The following is a 14,445-nucleotide window of genomic DNA, read 5'->3' on the forward strand; positions in this document are numbered from 1 at the left end:
TCACTTCCCTTCGCCGGGAGCGTCGGCCGCGGAGGCCGAGCCGGGTGGGTTGTCGTCGAGAGATCGGCTGATACGTAGTCCGGCAAGAGTTGCATCGCCGACGGTCTGCGCTTCGGCTGCCTCGATTCGCGTATCCGGAAAACCAGCCAGAGTGCGCGCAGTCTGCCGGAACGAGCACAGCGTGGCACCGCGATCGGGTGTCACGCGCTCTCCGGCGCGGAGCGCATCGACGAGTGAGCGCGCCGATTCCGGGGTCTGATTGTCGAAGAACTCCCAGTTGATCATCATGACGGGGGCGTAGTCGCACGCCGCATTGCACTCGATGTGTTCCAGGGTGATCTTACCGTCGGACGTCGAGATGGAGTGTCCACCTTCGTCTCTGGAGCCTGTCGAGCCCAGGTGCTCTTCGAGTGCCGCGAGGATGTCGTCGCCGCCCATGATCGCGCACAGCGTGTTGGTGCAGACTCCGACAAGATACTCACCCGTCGGCCCCCGGCGATACATGGAGTAGAAGGTGGAAACTGCGGCGACCTCGGCGCCCGTCAATCCCAGCTTGGCACTGCAGAAATCGATCCCGGCCGGGGTGATGTACCCGTCCTCGGATTGCACGAGATGAAGGAGCGGCAACAGGGCGGATCGACTGGTGGTCGCGGCGGCGTCAGGCTCACGGTAACGAGCGATGACGGTTTCGGCGTCGGCGTCGAGTCGGGCGAGTACGTCGGGTGGATAGCTCGATCGTGCGCCAGGGCGTACCAATTGCGTGGGCTCCTCCGGGCGCGGCCCGAGTTCGATGAACACGCGTGACGAGCCGTTCGGGCCGGTCATCGGTCCACTCCGCCCATGACGGGATCGATACTGGCAACCGAAGCGATCACGTCGGACACCATGCCTCCCTCACACATCGCGGCGACCGCTTGAAGGTTGGTGAACGACGGGTCCCGGAAATGGACGCGGTACGGCCGGGTTCCCCCGTCGCTGACCATGTGCACCCCCAGTTCGCCACGCGGAGACTCGACGGCGACGTACACCTGACCTGGCGGCACGCGGATACCCTCGGTGACCAGTTTGAAATGGTGAATCAGACCTTCCATGGAGGACTCCATGATCTTGGCGATGTGCTTCTGCGAGTTGCCGAGGCCATCCGGTCCGACAGCGAGATCGGCAGGCCAGGCGATCTTCTTGTCGTCCACCATGACCGGGCCCGGTTGCAGCTTGTCGAGGCACTGCTCCACGATCTTGAGGGACTCCTTCATCTCATCGACGCGGATGACGTACCTTCCGTAGCAATCGGATCCGTCGTGTGTCACGACGTCGAACTCGTAGTTCTCGTAGCCGCAGTACGGCTGCGCTCGACGCTGATCGTGGGGGAGACCTGTGGCGCGAAGGACCGGCCCCGTCACCCCGAGCGCCATACAGCCGGTGAGATCGAGATATCCGATTCCCTGGGTACGTGCTTTCCAGATGGAGTTGTCGCTGAGCATCAGTTCGACGTCACGTAACCGTTTCGGTAGGACCTTCAACAATTCCCGAACCTTCGCGACCGACCCGTCGGGTAGATCCTGAGCGAGACCACCAGGCCTGATGTAGGCGTGATTCATCCGCAGTCCGGTGATCGTCTCGAACACGTCCAGAATCAATTCGCGCTCGCGGAATCCGAACAGCATCGCCGTTACGGCGCCCAGTTCCATTCCGCCGGTCGCCAGGGCCACGAGATGTGAGGAGATCCGATTGAGTTCCATCATCATCACGCGAATGACGGTGGCTCGCTCGGGAATGTCGTCGGTGATATCGAGAAGTTTCTCGACCCCGAGGCAATACGCGGTTTCGTTGAAGAACGGTGACAGGTAGTCCATTCGAGTAACGAAAGTGACACCCTGCGTCCAGTTCCGGAATTCGAGATTCTTCTCGATTCCGGTGTGCAGGTAGCCGATTCCACATCGAGCTTCCACGACCGTCTCACCCTCGATCTCGAGAATGAGGCGCAAGACCCCGTGAGTGGACGGATGCTGTGGGCCCATGTTGACCACGATCCGTTCCGCCTCGCCGGTTCGCTGGCGGGCGGCCGCGGTGACGATGTCGTCCCAGTCCTGACCCGATGCCGTGACGACGGTTTCCGTCGTGGCACCGGAGTTGCTTCCTGTCGTCTCGTTCATCAGTTGTACGACCTACGCTCGTCGGGAGGCGGAGTCTGGGCGCCCTTGTACTCGACCGGGATACCGCCGAGCGGATAGTCCTTCCGCTGGGGGTGGCCTTTCCAGTCGTCGGGCATCTCGATGCGGGTCAGGGCCGGATGACCGTCGAAGACGATCCCGAAGAAGTCGTACGTCTCGCGTTCATGCCAGTCATTGGTCGGGTAGATCCCGACGATCGACGGAATATGCGGATCGGAATCCGGCACAGATACTTCCAGCCTGATTCGGCGGTTGTGCGTAATCGAGGCAAGTGGATACACGGCGTGCAGTTCACGACCGGTGTCCTGCGGGTAGTGCACTCCGTCGACACCCAGGCAGAGCTCGAAGCGAAGGTCCGGTTCGTCGCGCAGTCTTCGCGCAACCTGCGGCAAGTGGGAGCGTTCGACGTGCAGCGTCATCTCGTCTCGAAAGATCACCACACGCTCGACTGCAGCGGTGAAAGTGCCACCCGCGCTGCTCAATGCCGCGTCCAACGAATCCGCGACTGCATCGAAATAACCGCCGAAGGGTCGAGAAGCCTTGTCCTCTAGAGAGATCGGAGGGGCAAGCCTGCTGTAGCCCGAGGTGTCGCCAGTGCCGCGGACCCCGAACATCCCTCTCGCGCCGGTGTTACCCGAGGTCATCGCAGCAGCCCCTTCATGTCGATGGTGGGGGTGGATGCCAGTGCGGCGCGCTCGGCTGCCGCGCGTGCCTCTTCGCGGTTCACGCCGAGGGGCATTTCCTGGATCTTTCGGTGCAGTTCGATGATCGCGTTCAGGAGCATCTCCGGCCGCGGCGGACAGCCGGGCAAGTAGATGTCGACCGGCACGATGTGGTCGACGCCCTGAACCACTGCGTAGTTGTTGAACATTCCGCCGGACGACGCGCATACACCCATGGCCAGAACCCATTTCGGCTCGGCCATCTGGTCGTAGACCTGACGAAGTACCGGGCCCATCTTTTGGCTGACCCGCCCGGCCACGATCAGAAGGTCTGCCTGTCGCGGCGACGCGCGGAATGCCTCCATACCGAACCGCGCCAGGTCGAAGCGACCCGACGTGGTTGCCATCATCTCGATGGCGCAGCACGCGAGCCCGAAGGTGGCAGGCCACAGTGATCCTTTGCGGGCATAACCTGCCAGGCCCTCGACCGTGGTCAGTAGAAATCCGCTGGGGAGCTTTTCTTCGAGACCCATATCCGACTCTTTTCAGTCGTAACAGCTGCGGTGTGACCGGTTTTGTCTGACTCGTGTGTGCTGTTCCTGTGTTCGCTGAGCTAGTCCCAACCGAGACCGCCTCGTCGCCATTCGTATGCGTATGCCACCGAGACGTTGACTATGAAAAGGCCCATCGCCGCGAGGCCGAACAAGCCGAGCGAATCGAAATGCACCGCCCACGGATAGAGGAAAACGATCTCGATGTCGAAGATGATGAACAGCATTGCCGTCAGATAGAACTTGACGGGAAACCGTCCGCCACCAGCGGTACGGGGTGCCGGTTCGATTCCGCATTCGTAGGCTTCGAGTTTCGCCCTGTTGTACCGCTTCGGGCCGACCACGGACGCGAGAACAACCGACACCACAGCGAAGGCCATCGCGATGACCCCGAGAACGAGAATGGGGATGTAAGCGTTCATCTCACCCGAACTCCTCTCCGCTGTGCGGATGTCCGCCTAGCCCGAAGGTGCCGTTAACCCGAAGGTGCCGTTAACCCGAAGGTGCCGTTCGATTTCGATACTGCCAGCAATTCGACACTTATGTGACCTGCGACACCCACACTAGGGGAGGCCTCCGACATTGGGTTGATTTTCGAGGTGCCGAGTTTCGCTCTCGAAAGTCCGAAGTAGTCGGCGCCGCAACGAATCACCGCTGCAACGGGTGCTCACAGGCTCAGTTGCCGACGCAGAAGCGCGATGACGGTGGAAGAGAGTTCCATCGGATCTATCGGCTGCGGCACTGAGGCTTCCGCTCGCGACCACGACGCCAGCCACGCATCGTCGGGTCGACCGGTCAGTACGAGGATCGGTGGACAGTCGACGATCTCGTCCTTGAGTTGTTTCGCGACGCCCATGCCGCCCGCCGGACTCGCCTCGCCGTCGAGGATGGCGAGATCGATTCCGCCGGCATCGAGCTTGTCGACGACGATCGGCGCGGTCGCGACCTCGACGTAGTCGATGGTGGGCATCGAAGGATGTGGGCGCTCTCCGAGAGCGAGCCGAACTTGCTCGCGGGTGTGTGCGTCGTCGCTGTAGACGAGGATGCGCACGGGTGCCATGGAGTTGGGCTCTGCGGTCTCGGCGGACACGCGGCCGACGTTACTCCGGGCGGTCCACGGCTACCGGCGAATGTTCAACATCGGCAAGAACTTCCGAGAAATCGCAGCTGGGCTTCACGGCAAACGGCCCCTACCCGGCGATGAACGCCGAAGTAAGGGCCGCCTGAATTGCGTGTGCGCTCAGAAGTTTTCGACGAACTTCGTCAGGCCCTTGCTTGCAGTTTCCAGGGCCGTCTTCTGCGCCTTCTTCACCAGGAAGCCCGGCAGCGGGATCTTGGGATCGATGGTCAGTTCGAAGGTGACCTTGGTTCCACCGTCGGTGGGAGTCAAGACGTACGAGCCGTCCTGCTGGTTCTGCTGGCCGCTCTCGACGAGTGTCCAGGTCACCTTGTCGTCGCCCTCGAAGGTGTAGTCGACTACCTGCTCGTCGTTGATTCCCAGAATGGACACGGCCATGCGAACGCGATGGGGGCGACCGTCGTCGTGAGTGCTCTCGATGGTGATCTTCTTGTGCGCAGACGACCACTCCGGCAGCCGATCGACTGCAGCTACGGCCTTCATCACCGTTTCCGGATCAGCTTTGATCTCGAATTCCTTGACGCCCGAAACGGCCATGAACGTGCTCCTTCTCGCCTTGCGGCAACGGTTCGTGATTACTGCAGTTGCGCAATTAGATCATCGGCGATCAGGGTGGCGTCGAACTAGTCCATGCCGTTCTTGCGCATCTGGTCCCGCAATGCGCCCTGAACGGCTTGTGAAACCCACGAGTTGAGGGAGACTCCGTTCTGATTGGCTGCCTCCTCGGCGCGGGCTTTGATCTGCTCCATCATCCTCAACGTCACTCGGCTGATATCGCCGCTGACGTCGTCGAACGAGTAAGTGGAGTCCTTTCTCTCATCGTCTGCCTTCTCGTTTCCGCCCTCGCCGCCGGTCGAATTCGTCGGGCGGACGACGTCGGTCACGATCTCGTTGCCGTCGAGGTTGACCCTGACCTCACGGCCGTCGAGTTTGGTCCCGATCTCCTTGGCCAACTCCGTCGCCGCGGCCAACAAGACCAGGCGGACCGAGGGTTCGATGGCGGCGGACAACGACGCCGCAATCCGGCGCGTGTGATCGTCGCCGAGTTCGGCTGCGGTGACGAGGTCATTCTGCAGCTTCGCGGTGTACTCCGAAATGTCCATGACACCAGACTGACGTCAAAAGTGACGTCAGTCAAGGGTGTGGTGACGTCACTCGATCTCGGGGGAGCGCAACCGCTATAGAGTTGCCCAGCACCTGAGGCGAACGGCGCCCGGGTTTCGTGCTGGTCGTTTCGTGCTTGTCGAGGAGTGGGTTGTGCCGAACACGGTGTCGCTGGAAGTGCAGTTGGTGGCGAAGTCCGAGTTCTTCCCGCCCGAGGACATTCCGTGGGAGACGGACGCGGATGGCGGCGAAGCGCTCGTCGAGTTCTCCGGCCGAGCCTGCTACCAGAGTTGGTCCAAGCCGAATCCGCGAACCGCAACCAACGCCGGCTACCTCAGACATCTGCTCGAGGTCGGACACGTTTCGGTGCTAGAGCACGCGACGGTGAGCTTCTACATCACTGGTATCTCGCGCTCGTGCACTCACGAATTGATTCGTCACCGGCACTTCTCGTACTCGCAACTCTCGCAGCGATTCGTTCGCGAGAATGATGCGAACGTTGTCGTGCCTCCCGCGGTCGAAGGTGATCCCGAGCTCGAAGCACTGTTTCTGTCTGCCACCGACGAGAGCCGTCGCGCTTACGGCGAACTGCTGACCGCCCTCGAGGGGAAATTGCAATCAGTGCCCGGTGCCCCGATGCGTGGCAAGCAAGCCAGGCAAGCTGCGCGCTCGGTGCTGCCCAACGCAACCGAGACGCGCTTGGTCGTGACCGGGAACTATCGGGCCTGGCGGCACTTCGTCGAGATGCGCGCCACCGAACATGCCGACGTCGAGATCCGGCGAGTCGCGATCGAGTGCCTACGTCAGCTTCGTGACGTCGCCCCAAATGTGTTCGGGGACTACGAGATTCTCCGCGGAAGCGACGGATCGGAAATCGCCGTCAGTGCATTTGCGGCCGAGTCGTGACTCGTGTGCAGAAGTAAGAGCTGAACCGGGTAACCTTCTGACCATGACCTACGGTGATTCCGCTTCTCTTGTCGAGCGTCCGTTCGGCACCATTTCCGTTGCGATGGTGACCCCGTTCACTGCCGACGGGAAGTTGGACGTCGACGCGGGAGTGCGCCTCGCAGCCCATCTCGTCGACAACGGCTGCGACGGCCTCGTTCTTGCCGGCACGACCGGTGAGTCTCCCACCACCACCGAGTCCGAGAAGCTCGACCTGCTCCGCGCAGTGATCGACGCCGTCGGCAACCGCGCGAAGATCGTTGCAGGCGCCGGGAGCAACGACACCGCCCACAGTGTCGAACTCGCCCGTGACGCGGCTCGCGCCGGTGCGCACGGTCTGCTCGTCGTCACCCCGTACTACTCGCGTCCGCCCCAGGCCGGACTCTTTGCACACTTCACCGCCGTCGCCAACGCGACCGACCTGCCCGTCATGTTGTACGACATTCCGCCCCGCTCCGTCGTCCCCATCGAGACCGAAACGATCCGCCGACTCGCCGAGCACCCGCGGATCAAGGCCGTCAAGGATGCCAAGGGCGACCTCAACGCCGGCGCAGAGTTGATCGGCACCACCGAGCTTCAGTTCTTCTCCGGTGACGACCCGCTGAACCTGCCGTGGCTCGCTGTCGGTGCTACCGGCTTCGTCAGCGTCATCGGCCATCTCGTTCCGGGTCGCCTCCGCGACCTCCACACCGCGTTCGTGTCCGGCGACATCGCCCGCGCACGCGAGATAAACCTCAGTTTGATCCCTGTGATTCGTTCCGTTGCCCGCCTCGGCGGTGTCAGCGCTTCGAAGGCGGGTCTGCGACTCATCGGAATCGATGTCGGAGAACCACGCCTTCCGCAGGTTGCACCCACTAAAGAGCAGATCGACGGTCTTGCCGCCGATCTGCATGCGGCAGGAGTTTTGTAAATGACCCGTCCCCCCCGACGTCGTAGTGCCAGTCGTCAAGCCGGTCCGCCTTCGCCTCCGGCTCCCGAAACGGCCGCGAAGGCCGCACCGGTAGAGGCACCAGCTGCGCCGGCGGCAGAAGCGGCCCCCGCCGCAGCCGCCCCGCCCAAGAAGGCCGCAGCAGCCAAATCTGCAGCGACCAAGTCCGCCGCCACCAAATCTGCTGCACCCAAGAAATCGACCGAAGACAGGTCGCCACGCAAATCTGCCGGCGGCAACCGTCCGGCAGCGTCGAAGGCGGGCAACGGGCGCGGAAACAAGCGCCCCGAGAACCGTCCGGCCGTCGATCCCACCGGTCGCCTCGGAACACCCCCGAAGGCGCCGGCATCAGGTCTGCGCATCGTCGCTCTCGGTGGCATCGGCGAAATCGGTCGCAACATGACGGTGTTCGAGCACCGCGGCAAGTTGCTGATCGTCGACTGCGGTGTGCTGTTCCCCGAGGACCAGCAGCCCGGCGTCGACCTGATCCTCCCGGACTTCCGCTACATCGAAGACCGTATGGACGACGTCGAAGCCGTCATCTTGACTCACGGCCACGAGGACCACATCGGTGCTCTGCCGTTCTTGCTGCGCCTGCGCGCGGACATTCCGGTCATCGGCGCGAAGTTCACTCTCGCCCTCGTTGCCGCCAAGTGCCGCGAGCATCGCCTGCGACCGAACCTCGTCGAGGTCGTCGAAGGAAACACCACCACTCACGGCCCGTTCGACTGCGAGTACTTCGCCGTCAACCACTCGATTCCCGACGCGCTCGCGATCGCGATTCGCACCGACGCCGGAGTTGTACTGCACACCGGTGACATCAAGCTCGATCAGTTGCCTCTCGACGGCCGCCTGACCGACCTCGCCGGTTTCTCCCGCCTGGGCGACGAGGGTGTCGACCTGTTCCTCGTGGACTCGACCAACGCCGAGGTCCCGGGATTCGTCACGCCCGAGCGTGAAATCGGGGGAGTGCTCGACAACGTCATCGGCAAGGCGAAGCAGCGCGTCATCGTGGCATCGTTCGCCAGCCACGTGCACCGCATCCAGCAGGTCGTCGACGTTGCCGCTCGGTACAACCGTCGCATCGTCTTCGTCGGCCGCTCGATGGTCCGCAACATGCAGATCGCCCAGGATCTCGGCTACCTCACGGTGCCAGACGGCCTGGTCGTCGACATCGACACCGCCGCCACCCTTCCCGACGATCGCCTCGTTCTCATCTCCACGGGTTCGCAGGGTGAGCCGTTGGCAGCGCTCTCGAGGATGGCGCGCGGCGAGCACCGCCAAATCAACATCCGGGCCAACGACTTGGTCGTTCTCGCGTCCTCCCTGATCCCGGGCAACGAGAACTCCGTTTTCGCCGTGGTCAACGGCTTGGCCAAGCGCGGTGCCACCGTCGTGACTCAGCAGAGCGCCAAGGTTCACGTCTCGGGCCACGCGTCCGCCGGTGAGCTGCTCTACCTGTACAACGCGGTTCGGCCCACCAACGCCATGCCCGTCCACGGTGAATGGCGCCACCTGCGTGCCAACGCCGCCCTTGCCAAGGCCACCGGCGTTCCGGAAGAGCGCATCGTGCTGGCCGAGGACGGCGTCGTGGTCGATATGGTCGACGGCCTCGCCGAGATCGTGGGACGCGTACCGGTCGGACACGTCTACGTCGACGGTCTTTCAGTCGGCGACGTCGGCGAGCCGACGCTCTCCGATCGCCTCGTACTCGGTGAAGGCGGCTTCATCGCCATCACCATCGTCATCAACGAGTCGACAGGACGCGCAGTCAGCACTCCCGAGGTGTCCGGTCGCGGCTTCTCCGACGATCCGACGGCACTCAAGGCCGCCGCGGATCTCGTGGAATCGGACCTGGCCCGGTTGGCGAGCGAAGGCGTCATCGACGCTCATCGCATCGCGCAGTCCGTGCGCCGCGTCGTCGGACGCTGGGTCGCGGACAAGTACCGCCGCCGTCCGATGATCATTCCGACGGTCATCGCGGTTCCGTAGATTCGGCACAGCAGGTCGCTTCCGCTCGAACCCGGTCCGGTTCGAGTACTTTGGCGAAGGTGACCTTCGCTCATGACGAACGACTCGCCCTGGTTGACAGCATGGTCGAGTTCGGCCCCGATGCTCCGACACTGTGTGGGGAGTGGACCAATCGTGACCTGGCAGCACATCTGATTGTCCGGGAGCGGCGTCTCGACGCCGCTCCCGGAATCATGTTGAGCCCTCTTGCCGGTCACACCGAGAGCGTGCGAAAGGCCGCAGCGGCGCGTCCGTGGGACGAGATCCTCGACGACGTTCGGAGCGGGCCGCCGCGATGGTCGCCGATGTACTGGCTCGACGCGCAGGTCAACACCACCGAGATGTTCGTTCACCACGAAGACGTACGCCGCGCACATCTGAACTGGGCGCCGCGTCCGTTGTCGGAGGGTCGGCAGGCTCAGCTGTGGAAGTACGCACGCCAGATCGGCAAGATGGGCTACCGCAAGGCTGCTGTCGAGGTAATTTTCGAACTTCCCTCCGGCGAGAGTGCGGTCGTCCATAAATCCGGCTCTCGCAGTGTTGTCTTGCAGGGCGAACCCGCCGAGTTGCTGCTGCACGCATTCGGTCGCAACGAAGTGAAGATCGAAGCCAAAGGTGAACTGGCCGACGTCCAATCCGTGATGGCGCTCGATCGCAGTTTCTGATTGCCTTTTTCTACCTGAGTGGCGCTCGAACGACGGGTTGCGAAGATCACGTTTCGCACTCGCGACCAGTGTTGCTGGTGTTGCGGATGGTCCAGATGGGGTCGCACAGACTAGCCTGAACTCCATGGCAGGTAAGTCGAGCGCCCGGGGATCCAGTACAAGCACGTCCACGTCCAGGGCATCGACCAGGTCGTCAGCCTCCACTCCGAGTGCGCGCACGACCGCAAAACCTCGCACCTCGCGCACCACACGGACCGTGTCGACTCCTCGGAACGTCACGACTTCGGCCAGGGCTGGTGGGCGCCCGGCCTCGGGCAAAGGCTCCAAGCCAGCGCCCAAGAAGGCCTCCGGTACGTCGTCGGCCGCGCGCCGCCCGGTATCGAAAACGTCTCAGCGGGCCAGCCCGTTGGCGGCTGTCGGCAAGGGAATCGGAGCCGGGTGGTCCCTGGCTGCCCGCGGCGTCGGCGCCACCACACGCACCGTCAGTAAGGTCGGCGAGATCGAAGCCGGCCACCGCCGCGACGGAATAGCGCTCGGCCTGATCGCATTCAGCGTCGTCATCGCCGGCGGCGTCTGGTTCAAGGCCGGTGGTCCGATCGGCGGCGGCATCGACACCCTTGTGCGCGCTATCTTCGGCGCGGCCTCGGCCGTGCTCCCCATCGTCGGCGTCGGCCTCGCGATCCTGTTGATGCGCACAGAACCGAAACCTGAGATCCGCCCCCGACTGATCATGGGATCGTTGCTGGTCGGTCTGCCGGCGCTCGGCCTCTGGCACATCATCTCGGGTTCACCGACAGACTCCACCGGTCGCTCCAACGGAGCAGGGTTCGTCGGGTACGTCGTGGGGGGCCCGCTCACCAACGGGCTCACCGTCTGGCTGTCTGCGCCGCTGCTGGTCATCGCCGCCGGATTCGGAATCCTCCTTCTGACCGGAACCACGCTGCGTGAGGTGCCGAGCAAGTTCCAGTCCTTCTTCGGTGCCTCGTATCGCTCGGACGAATACGGCGACTACGGATCCGAATTCGACGAGGACGGCGAGCACCACTACGGCGAATCTGCTTACGATCCTTCACTGTTCGACGCCGACGGCTACCCGGTCGACACCTACGCCGAGCCACCGCTCAAGCCCGCCAAGCGGACCAGCCGACGCGCACCGATCGACAACTACCCGACGGACGAGTTCGAATCCGGCGACAAGAAGACCGAAGTACTCGGTCTGTGGAACGCCGACGACACCGCAGTACCCGACGAGCCCGTCGTGGCTGCTGCCGCGCCCGTCGTGGAGACTCCGGCGCCGCGCCCCAAGGTGCCGGCCCGTTCCGTCCCTATCGCCAAGCCTGTGCCGAAACCCGAACCGGAGCCGGAGGAGAAGGAACACTTCGTCACCGATCGGGTCACCGACGGCGACTACAACCTCCCTCCGACGACGTTGCTGATCGAAGGGGACCCGCCCAAGCTCCGCAGTTCTGCGAACGACGCGATGATCGAAGCGATCAGCGAGGTCCTCGAACAGTTCAAGATCGACGCCGCCGTTACCGGATTCACCCGAGGCCCGACAGTGACGCGGTACGAGGTCGAACTCGGCCCAGGCGTGAAGGTCGAGAAGATCACCGCGCTCGCCCGCAACATCGCCTATGCAGTGGCTACCGACAACGTCCGTCTCCTGGCCCCCATTCCGGGTAAGTCCGCGGTGGGCATCGAGGTACCGAACTCCGACCGCGAAATGGTTCGCCTCGCCGACGTGCTGAACGCGCCGAGCACCCGACGCGATCACCATCCACTGGTGATCGGTCTGGGCAAGGACATCGAAGGTGACTTCGTCAGTGCCAACCTCGCGAAGATGCCCCACCTTCTGGTGGCAGGTTCGACCGGCTCGGGTAAGTCGAGCTTCGTGAACTCGATGCTCGTCTCGTTGCTCACCCGAGCAACGCCGGAAGAAGTACGGATGATCCTCATCGACCCGAAGATGGTCGAGCTCACGCCGTACGAAGGTATCCCGCACCTGATCACGCCGATCATCACTCAGCCGAAGAAGGCCGCGGCAGCGCTGGCCTGGTTGGTCGAGGAGATGGAACAGCGTTACCAGGACATGCAGGCCAACCGGGTGCGTCATATCGACGACTTCAACTCCAAGGTCAAGTCCGGCGAAATCACCGCCCCGCTGGGCAGCGAGCGCGTCTACCGTCCGTACCCGTACATCCTGGCAATTGTGGACGAGCTGGCCGACCTCATGATGACCGCTCCCCGCGACGTCGAAGAAGCGATCGTCCGCATCACGCAGAAAGCCCGTGCTGCCGGTATCCACCTGGTGCTGGCAACGCAGCGCCCCTCCGTCGACGTCGTCACCGGCCTGATCAAGACCAACGTGCCGTCTCGTCTGGCGTTCGCGACGTCTTCACTGACGGACTCGCGAGTCATCCTCGATCAGCCAGGCGCCGAGAAGCTCATCGGTATGGGTGACGGCCTCTTCCTGCCCATGGGTGCGGGTAAGCCGACCCGTATGCAGGGCGCGTTCATCACCGACGAAGAAATCTCGGCGGTCGTCGACTTCGCGAAGAACCAGGCGGAGCCCGAGTACACCGAAGGTGTCACCGCGCAGAAGGCCGGGGAGAAGAAAGACGTCGACCCCGACATCGGCGACGACATGGATGTCCTCTTGCAGGCCGTGGAATTGGTGATCACCAGCCAGTTCGGTTCGACGTCGATGCTTCAGCGCAAGCTGCGAGTCGGGTTCGCCAAGGCCGGCCGACTGATGGACCTCATGGAAAATCGTGGCGTCGTCGGACCCAGCGAGGGCTCGAAGGCCCGCGAGGTACTCATGAAGCCTGAGGAACTCGACGGTCTGCTGTGGTCGATTCGCGGCGGCGACCCGGATGAGGCACCCGCAGACGAGTAGGGACACCTCGGCGGACAAGCCGTCGACAGACGACCGGAGGAACCCGTGCATGTGACGCCGTTGGCTTGGGGAATCACGATCGTGGTGATCCTCGGCCTGTTCGTCTTCGACTTCTTCGCCCACGTCCGCACGCCGCATGCGCCGACCTTCCGGGAGTCCGCGTTCTGGTCGACGGTCTACATCTCGATCGCCATCGTCTTCGGCCTCGTCGTGATGTGGATCTGGGGCACCACGTACGGCGGTGAGTACTTCGCCGGCTATGTCACGGAAAAGGCGCTCTCGGTCGACAATCTGTTCGTCTTCGTGATCATCATGTCGACCTTCGCGGTACCACGAGAGTTCCAGCAGAAGGTATTGCTGATCGGCATCGTCCTCGCGTTGGTGATGCGCGGAATCTTCATCGGTGTCGGTGCCGCCGCCATCAACGCATACAGCTGGGTGTTCTACCTCTTCGGTGCGTTCCTGATCTACACCGCGTACACCCTGATCCGCGATCACGGGCATGAGAAGGAAGCCGAGGAGAAGCGCGACAGTCGCATCATCTCGCTCGTGAAACGGGTGCTGCCGACTACCGAGGAATACGACGGCGACAAACTGATCACCCGGATCGACGGCAAGCGCGTCGTGACTCCGTTGTTGTTGGCGCTCATCGCAATCGGCTTTGCCGACGTGCTCTTCGCGCTCGATTCGATTCCGGCGATCTACGGTCTGACTCAGGAACCGTATCTGGTGTTCACCGCCAACGCCTTCGCACTGATGGGCCTACGGCAGCTGTACTTCCTGATCGGCGGGTTGCTCGAACGGCTGGTCTATCTCTCGTACGGGCTCTCGATAATCTTGGCGTTCATCGGTGTGAAACTGGTACTTCACGCGTTGCACGAGAACACCCTCTCGTTCGTCAACGGAGGTGAACACGTCTCCGTGCCGGAAATCTCCACGGCACTCTCACTCGGAGTGATCATCGGAGTATTGGCGGTGACGACGGTCGCGAGCCTGTTGAAGACTCGCGACCGGGCCGGGGAGTAGGCCGACGCTCTCAGGCGCTGAACTGACCCAACACCGGAACCCACTCGGTGATCCGGACCTTCTCGATCAAATCGGCGATCGCGAACGGGTCGTGGGTGAAGAGGAGTGAAACGGTGTCGGCGTCAGCGGCGTCGACGATGATCAGCGCGCCGTTTCCATCTGCAAACGGGCCAGATGACAGAACGATCGAGCGGGAAACCAGATCCGCGAGCCAGGCGCGGTGATCGCTGCGGACTTCGTCGCGCTGAGGGGTCTTCTCGGGTGCGTAGGTGTATTCGACGAGGAACAACGACATCGTGAACCGCTTTCGGAGGCTGGTGATCGAGACAGGTGTGTTTGAAGAGTCTGA

General features: G+C 63.0%; 15 protein-coding genes. 6 read left to right on the forward strand and 9 right to left on the reverse strand.

All coding sequences use genetic code 11. From position 1 onward, the window contains the following. The 8 genes from nuoE to R4P70_RS21585 all read right to left on the reverse strand — a co-directional run bounded on the left by nuoE (nt 1) and on the right by R4P70_RS21585 (nt 5,625). Complete coding sequence (gene nuoE, locus R4P70_RS21550) at nt 1–825, reverse strand: NADH-quinone oxidoreductase subunit NuoE (RefSeq protein ID WP_020969458.1); 825 nt, start codon at nt 823–825, stop codon at nt 1–3. Then, nucleotides 822–2,153, reverse strand: a complete 1,332-nt coding sequence (nuoD, locus tag R4P70_RS21555; protein WP_317831707.1) for an NADH dehydrogenase (quinone) subunit D — start codon at nt 2,151–2,153, stop codon at nt 822–824. Before nuoD ends, nuoE begins: the two co-directional genes overlap by 4 nt. Beyond that, nucleotides 2,153–2,815, reverse strand: a complete 663-nt coding sequence (locus R4P70_RS21560) for an NADH-quinone oxidoreductase subunit C (protein WP_019748174.1) — start codon at nt 2,813–2,815, stop codon at nt 2,153–2,155. Before R4P70_RS21560 ends, nuoD begins: the two co-directional genes overlap by 1 nt. Further along, a complete protein-coding gene (locus tag R4P70_RS21565; protein WP_003942234.1) occupies nt 2,812–3,366 on the reverse strand; it encodes a NuoB/complex I 20 kDa subunit family protein in 555 nt (184 codons plus the stop codon). Before R4P70_RS21565 ends, R4P70_RS21560 begins: the two co-directional genes overlap by 4 nt. An 80-nt stretch (nt 3,367–3,446) precedes the next feature. Beyond that, nucleotides 3,447–3,806 (reverse strand): NADH-quinone oxidoreductase subunit A, encoded by a 360-nt coding sequence (locus tag R4P70_RS21570; RefSeq protein WP_003942165.1) that lies wholly within the window; start codon nt 3,804–3,806, stop codon nt 3,447–3,449. A 245-nt stretch (nt 3,807–4,051) separates the two neighbouring features. Then, nucleotides 4,052–4,444 (reverse strand): hypothetical protein, encoded by a 393-nt coding sequence (locus R4P70_RS21575; protein ID WP_283567509.1) that lies wholly within the window; start codon nt 4,442–4,444, stop codon nt 4,052–4,054. A 180-nt stretch (nt 4,445–4,624) separates the two neighbouring features. Beyond that, on the reverse strand, nt 4,625–5,059 hold the full coding sequence (locus R4P70_RS21580) for an SRPBCC family protein (RefSeq protein WP_020907512.1): 435 nt from the start codon (nt 5,057–5,059) through the stop codon (nt 4,625–4,627). Between the two features lie 86 nt (nt 5,060–5,145). Continuing rightward, nucleotides 5,146–5,625 carry a toxin-antitoxin system HicB family antitoxin gene (locus R4P70_RS21585; protein ID WP_021344051.1) on the reverse strand — a complete coding sequence of 160 codons (480 nt, stop codon included), beginning with the start codon at nt 5,623–5,625 and terminating at the stop codon, nt 5,146–5,148. Between the two features lie 154 nt (nt 5,626–5,779). Here R4P70_RS21585 and thyX point away from each other — a divergent pair, with 154 nt between their 5' ends. The 6 genes from thyX (at nt 5,780) to R4P70_RS21615 (ending at nt 14,096) form a co-directional block, all read left to right on the forward strand. Then, nucleotides 5,780–6,532: an FAD-dependent thymidylate synthase gene (gene thyX / locus R4P70_RS21590; protein ID WP_099697732.1), complete on the forward strand. Its 753-nt coding sequence runs from the start codon at nt 5,780–5,782 to the stop codon at nt 6,530–6,532. A 43-nt stretch (nt 6,533–6,575) separates the two neighbouring features. Continuing rightward, nucleotides 6,576–7,481 carry a 4-hydroxy-tetrahydrodipicolinate synthase gene (dapA, locus tag R4P70_RS21595; RefSeq protein WP_003942142.1) on the forward strand — a complete coding sequence of 302 codons (906 nt, stop codon included), beginning with the start codon at nt 6,576–6,578 and terminating at the stop codon, nt 7,479–7,481. Continuing rightward, nucleotides 7,482–9,491, forward strand: a complete 2,010-nt coding sequence (locus R4P70_RS21600) for a ribonuclease J (RefSeq protein WP_019748179.1) — start codon at nt 7,482–7,484, stop codon at nt 9,489–9,491. It abuts the gene before it with no gap. Between the two features lie 59 nt (nt 9,492–9,550). Beyond that, nucleotides 9,551–10,174, forward strand: coding sequence for a TIGR03085 family metal-binding protein (locus R4P70_RS21605; protein ID WP_020969462.1), 624 nt, complete (start codon nt 9,551–9,553; stop codon nt 10,172–10,174). Between the two features lie 124 nt (nt 10,175–10,298). Then, nucleotides 10,299–13,070: a DNA translocase FtsK gene (locus R4P70_RS21610; protein WP_019748180.1), complete on the forward strand. Its 2,772-nt coding sequence runs from the start codon at nt 10,299–10,301 to the stop codon at nt 13,068–13,070. Between the two features lie 45 nt (nt 13,071–13,115). Then, nucleotides 13,116–14,096 carry a TerC family protein gene (locus R4P70_RS21615; protein ID WP_019748181.1) on the forward strand — a complete coding sequence of 327 codons (981 nt, stop codon included), beginning with the start codon at nt 13,116–13,118 and terminating at the stop codon, nt 14,094–14,096. A gap of 10 nt (nt 14,097–14,106) precedes the next feature. On the opposite strand, the gene R4P70_RS21620 is transcribed toward R4P70_RS21615, so the two are convergent. Beyond that, nucleotides 14,107–14,391 (reverse strand): YciI family protein, encoded by a 285-nt coding sequence (locus tag R4P70_RS21620; protein WP_019748182.1) that lies wholly within the window; start codon nt 14,389–14,391, stop codon nt 14,107–14,109. Nucleotides 14,392–14,445 lie beyond the last annotated feature (54 nt).

Source organism: Rhodococcus sp. IEGM 1241 (genome assembly GCF_033142365.1).
GTDB classification, from domain to species: domain Bacteria; phylum Actinomycetota; class Actinomycetes; order Mycobacteriales; family Mycobacteriaceae; genus Rhodococcus_F; species Rhodococcus_F erythropolis.